This window comes from Pseudooceanicola nitratireducens, from assembly GCF_900109195.1.
In the GTDB taxonomy this organism is placed as follows: domain Bacteria; phylum Pseudomonadota; class Alphaproteobacteria; order Rhodobacterales; family Rhodobacteraceae; genus Pseudooceanicola; species Pseudooceanicola nitratireducens.
Genome location: NZ_FNZG01000003.1, coordinates 496,287 through 509,327, shown reverse-complemented (window position 1 = coordinate 509,327; position 13,041 = coordinate 496,287). Strand labels below are relative to the sequence as shown.

The 13,041-nt window shown below is 66.4% G+C and carries 10 protein-coding genes; all 10 read left to right on the top strand.

The genetic code is table 11. The features are described 5' to 3' along the window. Positions 1–89: 89 nt before the first annotated feature. The 10 genes from BMX99_RS13090 to BMX99_RS13045 all read left to right on the top strand — a co-directional run bounded on the left by BMX99_RS13090 (position 90) and on the right by BMX99_RS13045 (position 13,004). Positions 90–593: a GbsR/MarR family transcriptional regulator gene (locus BMX99_RS13090; RefSeq protein WP_175480273.1), complete on the top strand. Its 504-nt coding sequence runs from the start codon at positions 90–92 to the stop codon at positions 591–593. Beyond that, on the top strand, positions 586–1,866 hold the full coding sequence (locus BMX99_RS13085; protein WP_093452511.1) for an efflux RND transporter periplasmic adaptor subunit: 1,281 nt from the start codon (positions 586–588) through the stop codon (positions 1,864–1,866). Before BMX99_RS13090 ends, BMX99_RS13085 begins: the two co-directional genes overlap by 8 nt. Before the next feature lie 4 nt (positions 1,867–1,870). Next, positions 1,871–4,978: an efflux RND transporter permease subunit gene (locus tag BMX99_RS13080; RefSeq protein WP_093452509.1), complete on the top strand. Its 3,108-nt coding sequence runs from the start codon at positions 1,871–1,873 to the stop codon at positions 4,976–4,978. A 45-nt stretch (positions 4,979–5,023) separates the two neighbouring features. Then, positions 5,024–5,707: a haloacid dehalogenase type II gene (locus tag BMX99_RS13075; RefSeq protein WP_093452506.1), complete on the top strand. Its 684-nt coding sequence runs from the start codon at positions 5,024–5,026 to the stop codon at positions 5,705–5,707. Positions 5,708–5,995: 288 nt separating this feature from the next. Further along, positions 5,996–6,736, top strand: a complete 741-nt coding sequence (locus tag BMX99_RS13070) for a GntR family transcriptional regulator (RefSeq protein ID WP_093452503.1) — start codon at positions 5,996–5,998, stop codon at positions 6,734–6,736. A gap of 147 nt (positions 6,737–6,883) precedes the next feature. Further along, complete coding sequence (locus BMX99_RS13065; protein ID WP_093452500.1) at positions 6,884–7,900, top strand: ABC transporter substrate-binding protein; 1,017 nt, start codon at positions 6,884–6,886, stop codon at positions 7,898–7,900. A 152-nt stretch (positions 7,901–8,052) separates the two neighbouring features. Then, a complete protein-coding gene (locus BMX99_RS13060; RefSeq protein ID WP_093452497.1) occupies positions 8,053–8,820 on the top strand; it encodes an ABC transporter ATP-binding protein in 768 nt (255 codons plus the stop codon). A gap of 61 nt (positions 8,821–8,881) precedes the next feature. Beyond that, positions 8,882–9,676: an ABC transporter permease gene (locus BMX99_RS13055; protein WP_093453323.1), complete on the top strand. Its 795-nt coding sequence runs from the start codon at positions 8,882–8,884 to the stop codon at positions 9,674–9,676. Continuing rightward, positions 9,673–10,932, top strand: a complete 1,260-nt coding sequence (locus BMX99_RS13050; protein ID WP_093452495.1) for an FAD-dependent oxidoreductase — start codon at positions 9,673–9,675, stop codon at positions 10,930–10,932. The genes BMX99_RS13055 and BMX99_RS13050 overlap by 4 nt, the downstream gene beginning before the upstream one ends. 158 nt (positions 10,933–11,090) lie before the next feature. Beyond that, positions 11,091–13,004 (top strand): acetoacetate--CoA ligase, encoded by a 1,914-nt coding sequence (locus BMX99_RS13045; RefSeq protein ID WP_254772000.1) that lies wholly within the window; start codon positions 11,091–11,093, stop codon positions 13,002–13,004. The last annotated feature ends 37 nt before the right edge of the window (positions 13,005–13,041 follow it).

Sequence of the window (13,041 nt, the reverse complement as noted above, 5' to 3'; positions counted from 1 at the left end):
CAGGCGGATGTTCGAAAATCGACGGCCGCGCGCCTTGAAGTCAGTTCGTTCAGTACATATTGAACAATATGAACTTGGAAGGCCGGGCCATGCACGACACCACGGACGAGAAATTCATCGAAACCATCGGACTGATCTGGCAGGCCGAGGGCAATCCCCGCATCGCCGGTCAGATCCTGGCCTGCCTGATCCTGTCCGACGATCCCCGATCCCTCAGCGAGATCGCCGAGACGCTTGGCGTGTCTAAGGCCTCGGTCTCGACCAACGTGCGGATGCTCGAAGCGCGCGGGCTGACCGAAAAGGTATCGCGCGTCGGTCAGCGGATCGATCTGTGGAAGGCCGTGCCGCATCCCCAGGGCGCGACCCTGCGGGCGATGTCACAGCGGTTCCGGCGCAATGCCGACCGCATCACCGAGATCGCCCATGATTTCGGCCCCGAGGCGCGGGGCAAACAGGACAAGGTGGCCCAGTTCGGGGACTTCTACCGCTCTTCCGCGGATTTCCTCGAACAATGGGCCGACCAACTGGACAAGGCGGCACCGGCCAGGACGACCGCCCCCCACATCGAAGACGAGACCGAAAACCATGGCTGACCGACCCCAAGAACCGCCCAAACCTGCCACTACAAAGCCTGATTGGGCCAAAACGCACCGTGAACGCAAGGCGGATGCCGCCCATGCCGAGGGGCGCAAGCCCCCGCGCCGCCGCTGGCCCTGGATCGTCCTGCTGATCGTGGCGCTTGGGGCGGGGGCCTTCTGGGCGCAATCCTCGGGGCTGATCGGCGGCGAGGAGGGCGCAGGGGCCGGCACGGCCCCCGCGACGGAAGAGCCCGCCGTGGCGGCAGAAGACGCCGCGCCCGCCCGCGAGGTGACCATGCAGCTGCTTCCGGCCGAAGTGACGCGGATCGAGGTCCGCGCCCTGCGTGACAGCGTGCGGATCACCGGAACGCTGACACCCTCGCGCCATCTGGGCATCCCGGCCGAGGTCTCTGGCCGCGTCGACGCGGTGATGAAACGCGCGGGCGACCGGGTCGAGGCCGGCGAGGTGCTGGTTCAGATCGACCTTGAAACGCTGGAAAACCAGCTGGAGCAAAGCCGCGCCACCGCCGACGCCACCCGCGCCCAGCTGGATTTCGCGAAGGGAGAGCTTGAGCGCACCCAGAGCCTGGTGGATCGCGGCGTCGCGACCTCGTCCAACCTCGACAGCGCGCGCAGCAACGTGCAGCAGCTTCAGGCCAATCTGACCGCGCTGGAACAGCAGGTCGCCACGGCGGAACAATCCATCGGCAAGGCCACGATCACCGCGCCCTTCGCCGGCCAGATCGCCGACCGCAGCGTCGATCCCGGGGCCTATGTCAGCCCCGGCACGGCGCTGATGACGCTGGTCGATATCTCGTCCTTGGAACTGGAAGGCGCGATCCCGGTGAACTATGCGCCTCAGATCGCCACCGGCCAGCAGGTTGAAATCAATGTCGACGGCTTCGGCTCCAAAAGCTTCGAAGGGCAGGTCGAACGGGTGGCCCCCGTTGCCAGCGCCGGCACCCGCATGCTGCCGATCTACGCCACGATCGAAAACGCCGACATGATCCTGCGCGGGGGCATGTTCGCCTCGGGCGTGCTGGTGCTGGAAGAGGTGACCGATGCGATCGGTCTTCCGGCCGAGGCCCTGCGCAAGGATGACCAGGGCGATTTCGTGCTGAAGATCGTGGATGGCAAGGCGCAGCGTCAGGCGGTTACCGTCGCCCGCACCTGGGATCGGGGCCGCGTGGTGCAGATCGCCAAGGGTCTGTCGCCCGACGACCTGGTCGTCAGCGCCGCGCTGGAACGGCTCCAGCCCGGCATGTCCGTCACCCTGATCGGAGAATAAGGGCATGTTCCTGACCCGCATTTCCGTCGCCCAGCCGGTCTTTGCCACGATGATCATGGTGGCGATCTTCGTCATCGGCCTGTTCTCGTACCAGCGTCTGCCGGTCGAACAGCTGCCCGAGGTGGATTTCCCCGTCGTGGCTGTCGTGACCTCTTACCCCGGGGCCACGCCCGAGGCGGTCGAGGCCGACATCATCAAGCCGATCGAGGATGGCGTATCGACCCTGTCGGGCATCGACACGATCTCCTCGACCGCGCAGACCGGGTCGTCCATGGTTCTGATCCAGTTCGAGCTTGAGGTCGACAGCTCCATCGCCGCGCAGGACGTGCGCGACCGGATCGCGCAGATCCAGGGCAACCTGCCCGACGCGGCCGAGGATCCGCAGATCCTGCGGTTCGACCCGTCCGAGCTTCCGATCATCTCGGTCGGCCTGTCCTCGGATCGCTATGACGCCGGGGTGCTGACCGCCCTGGCGGAGGATCAGCTGGCCACGCGCCTGTCGAACATCCCCGGGGTGGGGCGCGCCTCGGTCGTCGGGGGGCTCCCGCGTGAGGTGCATGTGCTGCTGGATCCCGAACGCCAGTCCGCCCTTGGCATCGGCGCGTCCGAGGTTGCGGCGGCGCTGGCGGCGGAAAACACCGATCTGCCCGCCGGTTCGGTGACCGAAGGGGCCTCCAAGCAGTCGGTGCAGGTCGAAGGCCGGATCGAGAACCTGGCCGACTTCGAGGAAATCATCATCGCCCGGCGCGGCGGCTACCCGGTGCGTCTGGGCGATGTGGCCAATGTCGGCACGGATCTGGCGGAACGCACCAGCCTGGCCATGCTGGACGGATCCCAGGCTCTGGCCATCGACATCGTGAAGACCCAAGGCGCCAATACCGTCGCCGTGGCCGAAGCGGTGCGCGAGGAAATCGCCAAGCTGGCCGAGGATCCGCTGTATGACGGCATCGAGGTCTCGATCATCCGCGACAACGCGGTGCCGGTCGAGCAAAGCTTTGAATCGGTGCAGTCGATGCTGGTCGAAGGCGCGCTTCTGGCCACCGTGATCGTGTTCCTGTTCCTCAATTCCTGGCGGTCGACGGTGATCACCGGGCTGACGCTGCCGATCTCGATCATCGGGACGATGGCGGCAATCTACTTCCTGGGCTTCACGCTGAACATGATGACCATGATGGCGCTGTCGCTGGCCGTGGGCATCCTGATCGACGACGCCATCGTGGTGCGTGAAAACATCATGCGCCACCTGCACATGGGCAAGGATCACCATCAGGCGGCGCTGGACGGGACCAATGAAATCGGTCTGGCGGTCTTTGCCACCACCCTGTCGATCGTCGCGGTCTTTCTTCCCGTGGCCTTCATGGAGGGCATCCTGGGCCGGTTCTTCCTGCAATTCGGGGTGACGGTCTCGGTTGCGGTTCTGATCTCGCTTTTCGTGTCGTTTACGCTGGATCCGATGATGTCCTCGGTCTGGTACGACCCGGCGGCGGACAAGAACGCCAAGCGCGGCCCCCTGGGCCGGGCGATCCACCAGTTCGAGATCTTCTTCGACTGGCTCGGCCGCCGCTATCGCGGGCTGCTGAAGCTCGCGCTGCGCTGGCGCAAGATGACTTTGATGGTGGCGGTGCTGGCCTTTGTCGGCGGGCTTGCCCTGTTCCCGGTGGTCGGCGCGGAATTCGTACCGCCGGCGGACAATTCCGAGGTCCAGGTGGACCTGGAGCTGCCTGTGGGCACGCCGCTGGACCGGACGGCAGAAAAGATCGCCCAGGTGGACGCGGTGCTGCGGACCTTCCCGGAGGTGATCGGCACCTATGGCACCGTGAACTCGGGCACCAATTCGGGGGAAAACGCGGCATCCATCATCGTGCGCATGACCGGCCCGCTTGAGCGCGAGGAAACGCCCACCACCCTGACGCCCGCCCTGCGCGAGGCGCTGGCGGCCATTCCCGGCGTCAAGTTCCGGGTCGGGGCCGCGGGCGGTCTGGGCGGCGGCGTTGCCACCCCGATCGAGATCAAGATCTTCGGTGAGGATCTGGACGTTCTGACCCGCCTGTCGCGGCAACTGGCCGACGACCTGGCGGCGCGCCCGGGCTTTGCGGATGTGCGGACTTCGCTGGACGATCCGCAGCCGACCATCGGTATCCGGATCGACCGCGACGCGGCCTCGGACCTTGGGGTGTCGCTGGCGCAGGTCGGGCAGGCGCTGTCGCCGATGATTGCCGGTCAGACCGTGTCGGACTGGACCGCGCCCAATGGCGACAGCTACGACGTGCTGCTGCGCCTGCCGGAAGAGGTCCGCAATGACGCCAGCCGGCTTGGATCCCTTCCCGTGGCGACCAATGCCGACGGCACCGGCGTGGTGCGTCTGGACCAGATCGCCGTGGTCGAGGAATCGCGCGGCCCGGGGGAGATCACCCGCGAAGGGCGCGAACGCTCGGTCCAGGTCACCTCGGGTCTCGACGGGCTGGATATCCGCACGGCACAGCCGCAGATCCAGGAGGCGCTGGCCGCGCTGGAACTGCCGCCCGGCTATCGCACGGGCTTTGGCGGTGACAGCGAACAGATCGCGGAATCCGGGGCTTCGGCTGCGGCGGCGCTGCTGCTGGCGGTGGTCTTCATCTACCTCGTGCTGGCCTCGCAGTTCGGCAGTTTCGTGCAGCCGCTGGCGATCATGTCGTCGCTGCCGCTGGCGATCATCGGGGTGATGCTGGGGCTGATGGTCGGAGGATCGACGCTGAACATGTTCTCGATCATCGGCTTCATCATGCTGATGGGCTTGGTGGTGAAGAACGCGATCCTTCTGGTCGACAATGCCAATCAGCATCGCGCGGCAGGCATGAATCTGTTCGACGCCCTGGTCGAGGCCGGCACGACGCGCTTCCGTCCCATCGTGATGACCACGCTGGCGATGATCTTCGGGATGCTGCCGCTGGCGCTGAACATCCACGGCGGGTCGGGGCAGAACGCGCCCATGGCCCACGCGGTGATCGGGGGGCTGATTTCCTCGTCGTTGCTGACGCTGGTGGTGGTGCCGGTGCTGCTGACCTATATCGACGCCTTCCTGCGCGCGATCCGGCCGCTGCTGCCGCGCGCGCCGGATGACAGCCACGCCTGAACCTGTCAGGGTACTCCCGGGTAAGACGACCAGGAGGACCCTGACATGCAGATTGACCGCGACGCGACCCTGGCCTTTGACGTCTATGGCACGCTGATCGACCCGCACGCGCTGACCCCGGTGCTGACGGACCTAGTCGGAGGCCAAGCTGCTGCGCTGTCCCAGCTTTGGCGGCAGAAGCAGCTGGAATATTCGTTCCGGCGCGGGCTGATGCGGGATTTCGTGCCCTTCTCGGTGGTGACTGGCCAGGCGCTGGATTTTGCCCTGGCCGCGACGGGCCTGCGGCTGGACGACGCCGACCGCGTCCATCTTCTCGATCGCTATCGCAGCCTTGATGCCTATCCCGACGCCGCGCCCGCCCTGCGTGCGCTGGCGCAGCTTGGGGTGGGCCGACAGGCGTTTTCCAATGGCGATCCCGCGGATATCGTGGCGCTGTTGCGCGCCCAGGGCCTTTGGTCGGATCTGCAGGGGGCGGTCTCGGTTCTGCCCGTGGGGACCTTCAAACCCGATCCCGCCACCTATGCGCATTTCTGCGCCAGTACCGGCGCGCGCCCCGAAAGCTGCTGGCTGGTGTCGTCGAACCCTTTCGACGTGATCGGGGCGCTTGGGGCCGGCTGGCGCGCCGTGTGGATCCAACGCGATCCCGCGCTGCCCTTCGACACCTGGGGCGTTGCGCCGACGGTGACGCTGAACACCTTGGCGGATCTGCCCAAGCTGATTGCAGGCTGATCGCGGGTTGAGAGCAGGCAAGGGGGCTGTCTGCCCCCTTCCGCCACGACTGCCCTTGGCAGCCATGGCGACCCCCGAGGATATTTGAAAAAACCAAAGAGGGGGGGGGGCGGTCTGCTGCTCTTTGGTTTTTTGAAAATATCCCGGGGTGAGGTGCCAAGGCGCCGAGGGGCAGCGCCCCTCTAACCCCCATGCCAGAATTCGATACGTCGGGTGTTCGGTCTTCGGAGATTGACAAGCCTTTCCAACGCTTCCAAAAATATCCAACATTTTTCAGGGGGAGGCCCGATGCTGTTCAAGCGATCGGAAACTGGCGGTACGAAGGACGGCGACACGGTCGTCGCGATGCTGGCCGCCGCGCTTCGGCGCGACATCTCCTTCGGGGCGCTGCTGCCCGATCAGAAGCTGAAGATCGAGGCCCTGCGCCAGCGCTATGGCGGGTCGAACCATTCCATGCGCGAAAGCCTGCGTCTTCTAAGTGCAGAGGGCCTGGTCGAGGCCACGGCGCAGCGCGGGTTCCGCGTCACCTCGGCCACGCAGGAGGATCTGCGCGACATCTGCCTGGTGCGCGGCGAGGTCGAGAAGATCGCCCTTGGCCTGGCCATCGCGCAGGGCGACACGGCCTGGGAAGGGCGCGTTGTCGCGGCGCACCATGCCCTTGGCAAGGCCGAGCGCGCGGTGGCCGGGGCCCCGGACGATCTGACCGCGCTGGAGTGGGACGAGGCCTGCCGGGCCTTTTCGCATGCGCTGATCTCGGGCTGCGGATCGCCGCGTCTGATGGATCTGCATCGCAAGTTCTTTGATCAGAGCCGCCGGTTCCGCCTTGCGCTGTTGCGCGAGGGGCGGCTGGATTTCGCGGGCCGCGCCGCGCGGCGGGATGGGCTGTTGCAGGCCGTTCTGGACCGGCAACAGGACAGGGCCATCGCCCTGCTGGATGCCGATATCGCGGCGGATTTCGGTCTGGGGGCAGTGGGGGCAGTGGGGGCAGTGGGAGGTGCGGATGCGTCCTCGGGCCCGGTCCCTGGCTGAGACAAGTTGAAACAATCGGCCCAGGGAAGATCCAGACGGCCGGAAGATGGGAAGAGCAGGGTCCGGGGGACCGGACCTGAGAACAGGACCAAGTGGGGCGGGACGCACAGCTGCGGCTCTGTCCGAAGATCATCGGGAGGAGAGATCATGATCAAACTCAACCGCCGTCAGGCACTCATCATGGGCGGCGCAGCCGCTGCCACCGCCCTGGCCGCGCCGGCCATCGCGCAGGGCACCAAGATCAAGGTGGGCGCGCTGCGCTTCACCTCGCATTCCGGCAGCTTCGTCGCCAAGGACCGCGGCTATTTCGCCGATGCGGGCCTGGACGTCGAACTGGAGTTTTTCCAGGCGGCCCAGCCCATGGCCGTGGCCATCGCCAGCGGTGATATCGACTATGCGGTCACCGCGATTTCCGGCGGGTTGATCAGCCTGGCGCAGAAGGGCGCGATCAAGGTCATCGGCGGCGCGCTGATCGAGGAAGAAGGCATCGACGGTCAGCAGATCCTGGCCTCGGACGCGGCCTTCCAGGCGGGCGTCACCGATCCGTCGAAGCTGGGCGGCAAAAGCTATGGCGTCACCCAGACCGGGTCGTCCTTCCACTATGTCGGGTCGCGCATCGCTCAGGCCGAGGGCATCGAGATGTCCTTCAAGCCGCTGCAGAAGGTCGGCGCGGTCGTCGGTGCGATCAAGTCGGGCCAGATCGACGCCTGGAACATTGTTCCCCATATCGCCAAGCCGCTGGCGGGGTCCGGAGCCGTGCATATCATCGGCGCGGTGCAGGATTACCTGCCGGGTTACCAGACCACGACCGTCTTCACCTCGGCCAAGAATGCGGCTGATCAGCGCGACAAGACCGAGGCCTTCCTGGCCGGGTTCTCCAAGGGTGTCGCCGACTATAACTCGACCATGATCGACCAGTCCGGCGGCGACGCGGGCATCGACGAGATGGTCAAGCTGATCCACCAGTATGTCTATGCCGACCGCCCCTTCGAGAAGGCCAAGCCCTCGATCGTGAACGGTACAATGCGGATCAATGAGGGGGCCAAGCTGAACATGGCCTCGGTGAAGGATCAGCTGGAGTGGTTCCAGTCCGGCGGCTACGTCGATGCCAGCGTCACCATCGACGACCTGGTCGACACCTCCTACGTCGAGATCGTGGGCTAAGCCCTTTCCGCACCAAGAAAAACGCGGGCGTCCGGTACGATGTGCCGGGCGCTGGCGCATCGCCGGCGACAGCCATGGGCGATGCAGGACGGCCCGAGCAATTTCCGGGCAAACCACAGGATCGGAGCCCGGCCGGGACCAAAAGGACAGACATGGACATCAAGCTAGAGGCCATCGGCCATTCCTACGACGGGGTCCGTGTGATGCGCGACATCACGCTGGATATCCCGGACGGCAGGATCGTCTGCATCGTCGGCCCCTCGGGCTGCGGCAAGTCGACCCTGCTGCGGTTCATCGGCGGGTTGGAACGTCCCATGGAGGGCCGGGTGGTGCAGATGGGCGAGGCCCCCGAGGGCTGCCTGAACCCGCTGACCTATATCTTCCAGGACTTCGCGCTGCTGCCCTGGCGGTCTGTCGCGGGGAACATCTCTCTCGTGCTGGAAGACCATGGGATCAAGGGGGCGAAGGCCAAGGCGATCATCGACGACGTGCTGGCCCGCACCAAGCTAAGCGATTTTGCCCAGGCCCTGCCCAAGCAGCTCTCGGGCGGGATGAAACAGCGGGTCGCCATCGCGCGGGCGCTGGCGGTGAACCCGGCGGTGATGCTGATGGACGAACCTTTGTCGGCGCTGGACAGCCAGACGCGGGAATTGCTGATGGACGATCTCGTCTCGCTCTGGTCGCGGCAGCCCTTCACGGCCGTTTATGTCACCCACAACCTGAACGAGGCCGTGCGCCTGGGCCACAAGATCGTCGTCCTGTCGCGTCGGCCCGGCCAGATCCGCGAGGTGGTCGAAATCGACAAGCCGCTGGATCAGCGCCAGTTCGGCGATGCGGACCTGGACGAGAAACAGAAATACCTTTGGCAGCTGATGCGCGAAGAGGCGCGGGCTGCGGATGCGGAGCTTTTGAATGTCTGACGCCACGCTTAACACGTCTCGCGCGGCCGGCACGCAAGGGCCGGACAAGCAGGCCGCCGCCATGGGTGAAACCGGCAAGCCGGTGGCCTTTCGCGGTGGCGGCTTCGCGCCGCGCTCGCCCAAGTGGGTGGGGGTCGCGGTCTTTGTCGTTCTGATCGCCATTGCCGAATGGGGCACGCGCACGGGCTGGATTTCCGCCCTGACTTTGCCGCGCCCGTCGGACGTGCTTGCCACCTTCCAAGAGCTTTACCAGTCCGGCATGCTCTTCAAGCATCTCGGGCCGTCGTTGGCGCGTCTGGCCGTGGGCGCGCTGATCGGGGTCAGCGTGGGCGTTAGCGTCGGTGTGTTGATCGGGCTGTTTTCCTATGTTCGCGCGGGCCTTGTGCCTCTGGTCGCGGCCATCTTCCCGATCCCCAAGATCGCGCTTCTGCCGCTGTTCGTCATCTGGTTCGGCATCGGTGAGGGGTCGAAATACGCGCTGATCGCCTTTGGCACCTTCACGCCCACGGTGGTCGCCACCTATGGCGCGGTGGACAATGTGGACCGCACGCTGATCCGCATGGGGCAAAGCTTTGGCCTGTCGTGGTGGTCGATCGTGCGCAAGATCGTCCTGCCGGGGGCGATGCCGGGGATCCTCTCGGGGCTGCGGATTTCGCTGGCCATCGCCATTATCCTGCTGGTCGCGGCGGAAATGCTGGGCGCGGAATATGGCATCGGGGCCTATATCCTGCAGGCCGGGTCGCTGTACGATCTGGAACGGCTGTTTGCGGGCGTGGTGATCCTGTCGGTGCTGGGGGTGGTGACCAGCACGGTGATCGGGTTGATCGAACGGCGCGTGCTGGGGTGGCGGACATGACGACCGGCCCGGATTACGACGTCATCGTCGCGGGTGGTGGCACGGCCGGTGTGGCGGCGGCCGTGGGCGCGGCGCGCGAAGGGGCCAGGGTGCTGCTGCTGGAACGCCACGGCTGTCTGGGCGGTGCTGCGGCGGTGCGAAATGTGCTGACGCTGTGCGGGCTTTACACCCTGGGGGACGACATGACCCCGGTTGTCGGCGGCATCGGGGCCGAGGTCGTCGCGGCCCTGGAAGACCGAAGTGCCATCACCGGGCCGCAGCGGTTCCGGGGGGTCTTTTCCTCGTTCGAGCCCGAGGCGATGAAGCTGGTGCTGGATCAGCTGGTGGCGGGCGCGGGCGTCGACACCCGCTTTGGCTGTCACGTCAGCGCCGCGACGCGCGACGGCGACCGGATCACCGGCGTCACCTTTTCCGATCATGGCGGCGACACCAGCGTCACCGCCCGCGCCTTTGTCGATTGCACGGGCGAGGGCGATCTGGCGCATCTGGGCGGGGCCTCGACCCGCTATGGCAATACGGATGGCGTGAACCTAGGCACGCTTGGCACCCGCTTCGGCGGGATCCCGGCCGATGTCACCGTCACGGCCCAGCAGATCGCCGAGGCGATCGGCGACATTGGCTTTGCCCCCGGCACGGTCACCAAGGACCGCTGCGTCATCGTGCGGCTGCCGGGATCGGCGGACATGGTGCTGTATCTCGCCTCGGCGGATTATGACCCGCGCGATGCCGCCAGCCTCAGCCGGGCCGAGATGGACGCCCGCCGCCAGGCCTGGGCCTATCTGGATGCGATCCGCACCATTCCGGGCTGTGCCCGCGCCTACCTGGTGTCGACGGGGCCGGAAATCGGCACCCGCGAAAGTCGCCATCTGAACGCGAGGCGACAGTTCACCTGGGCGGATATCGAGGCACGCGCCAGCCACGACGACACCATTGCCCTGGGGGCCTGGGCCGCTGAATGGCACGACCGGGGCAGTTATGCGTCCAGCTTCGATTACCCGCCCGAGAAGGCCGCCTATGAAATCCCGCTGTCCTGCCTGCATTCGGTCGATACGCCGAACCTGTTCTGTGCCGGGCGGCTGGCGGATGGCGACCGCAAGGGCGGCGCGGCGATCCGGGTGATGGGCACGGCCATGGCCACGGGGCAGGCGGCTGGTGTGGCGGCGGCGCTTGTGGCCCAAGACGCCTTTGACCCGGCCGAGGTCCGCGCAAGGCTGCGCCAGGGCGGGGCCCTGCTATCGGTGCAAGACCTGTCTTGAGCCAGGATACCCCCTGACAGCCCAGAAGGGGCTTGGCGGCGGTCCCGGGGCCTGTCACCAATGCCCCCGACATAATCGCAACGGGAGGAGACGCGGCGATGCACGAGGAGAGAGAGATACTCTGGACCCCCAGTCCGGAACAGGCAGAGGCATCGCGCATGGCGGAGTTCCTGCGCTGGCTCAAGGACGAACGGGGGCTGGAGTTCGAAGATTACCAGGCGCTCTGGCGCTGGTCGGTCAGCGACCTTGACGGGTTCTGGACCGCGATCATCGCCTTCTGCGACCTGCCCGTGTCCGGCTGGCACGCGGTTCTGCCCGAACGCAAGATGCCCGGGGCCGACTGGTTCCCCGGGGCCAAGACCAACCTGGCCGCCCAGATCCTGCGTCATGCCAGGGACCGGCCGGAGGCCGTGGCGCTGGTCGGCCAGTCCGAAACCTTCGGCCGCGAGGAACTGACCTGGGCCGAGCTGGACGTCCGCGTCGGATCGCTTCAGGCCAGCCTGCGCGCCATGGGCGTCGGGCGGGGCGACCGGGTGGTGGCCGTGCTGCCCAACACGCCCGCGTCGGTCATTGCCTTTCTGGCGGTGTCCGGGCTGGGGGCGATCTGGTCGCTGTGTGCGCCGGACATGGGTCATGTGGCGATCCTGGACCGGTTCCGCCAGATCGAACCCAAGGTGCTGATCGCGCAGGACGGCTATGCGCATGGCGGCAAGACCCACGACCGTGGCGATCTGCTGGCCAGCCTCGCCGGAGAGCTGGAGACGCTGGAGGCGAAGATCATGCTGGCCGCCGTGCGCGAGGGGGCCGGTTGGACCGGGCAGGGCTGGACGCTCTGGTCCGAGACCCAGGCGGATCCGCAGCCGGCAACGGTCGAAATGATGGAATTCTCGGACCCGGTCTGGGTGGTCTATTCCTCAGGCACCACGGGCAATCCCAAGCCGATCGTGCACGGCCATGGCGGCGTGCTGATCGAAGGCGCGAAACAGGCGCTGCATCAGGATCTTGGCCCCGAGGATCGCTTCAGCTGGCTGACCTCTTCGGGTTGGATCATGTGGAATTCGCAGCTGAACGCGCTGTGTGCCGGGTCGATGGTGGCGCTGTTCGACGGGGCCCCGAATTATCCTGACATGCTGGAAGTCTGGCGCATGGTCGCCCGCGAGAAGCTGACCTATTTCGGCGCGGGGGCGGCGTTCTTCCAGGGCTGCCTGAAGGCCGGGGTGCGGCCGGGGGCCGCGCTGGACCTGTCGTCGCTGCGCGCGCTTGGATCAACCGGGTCGCCGCTGAGCCAGGAGGGCTATGACTGGATCTATTCCGAGGTGAAGCGCGATCTCTGGCTGGGTCCGATCTCGGGTGGGACCGACCTTGCCGGGGCCTTTGTCGGGTCGAACCCCATGCTGCCCGTCCGCGCCGGAGAGATGCAGTGCCGGATGCTGGGCAATGCTGTGCGGGCCTTTGACGAGGACGGCAACGAGGTCATCGGCCAGGTCGGTGAATTGGTCTGCACCGAACCCCTTCCGTCGATGCCGCTGTATTTCTGGGGGGATACGGATGGGTCGCGGCTGCATGACAGCTATTTCGACACCTATCCCGGCATCTGGCGGCACGGCGACTGGATCGAATTCTCGCCCGAGGGCGGGTCGGTGATCTATGGCCGCTCGGACGCGACGATCAACCGGCGCGGGCTGCGGCTGGGCAGTTCCGAGATCTACCGCGCGGTCGAAGGGCTGGATGCGGTGCTGGACAGCCTGGTGATCGACCTGGAATTCCTGGGCCGCGACAGTTTCATGGTGCTTTTCGTGGTGCCGAAACAGGGCGGGCTGACGGAGGCCCTGCGCGATCAGATCCGGGGCGCGATCCGCGAGGCGGTTTCCGCCCGGTTCCTGCCGGATGAGATCGTCGAGATCACGGATGTGCCGCGCACCCTGTCGGGCAAGAAGCTGGAAGTGCCGGTGAAGAAGCTGCTGCTGGGGCAGGACCCGGCCAAGGTCGTGAACCGCGACAGCATGGCCAATCCCCACAGCTTCGACCAGTTCCTCGCCTATGCAAAGTCGCGTGAGGCGCTGGCGGGCTGAAAGGGCGTTCGGTCCCGTCCGGAGGCTTGCGCCGGGC

What these genes read in the sequence shown, in the direction of transcription:
- BMX99_RS13090 (WP_175480273.1), top strand. Translation starts at nt 90, where the DNA reads ATGCACGACACCACGGACGAGAAATTCATCGAAACCATCGGACTGATC.
- BMX99_RS13085 (WP_093452511.1), top strand. Translation starts at nt 586, where the DNA reads ATGGCTGACCGACCCCAAGAACCGCCCAAACCTGCCACTACAAAGCCT.
- BMX99_RS13080 (WP_093452509.1), top strand. Translation starts at nt 1,871, where the DNA reads ATGTTCCTGACCCGCATTTCCGTCGCCCAGCCGGTCTTTGCCACGATG.
- BMX99_RS13075 (WP_093452506.1), top strand. Translation starts at nt 5,024, where the DNA reads ATGCAGATTGACCGCGACGCGACCCTGGCCTTTGACGTCTATGGCACG.
- BMX99_RS13070 (WP_093452503.1), top strand. Translation starts at nt 5,996, where the DNA reads ATGCTGTTCAAGCGATCGGAAACTGGCGGTACGAAGGACGGCGACACG.
- BMX99_RS13065 (WP_093452500.1), top strand. Translation starts at nt 6,884, where the DNA reads ATGATCAAACTCAACCGCCGTCAGGCACTCATCATGGGCGGCGCAGCC.
- BMX99_RS13060 (WP_093452497.1), top strand. Translation starts at nt 8,053, where the DNA reads ATGGACATCAAGCTAGAGGCCATCGGCCATTCCTACGACGGGGTCCGT.
- BMX99_RS13055 (WP_093453323.1), top strand. Translation starts at nt 8,882, where the DNA reads ATGGGTGAAACCGGCAAGCCGGTGGCCTTTCGCGGTGGCGGCTTCGCG.
- BMX99_RS13050 (WP_093452495.1), top strand. Translation starts at nt 9,673, where the DNA reads ATGACGACCGGCCCGGATTACGACGTCATCGTCGCGGGTGGTGGCACG.
- BMX99_RS13045 (WP_254772000.1), top strand. Translation starts at nt 11,091, where the DNA reads ATGGCGGAGTTCCTGCGCTGGCTCAAGGACGAACGGGGGCTGGAGTTC.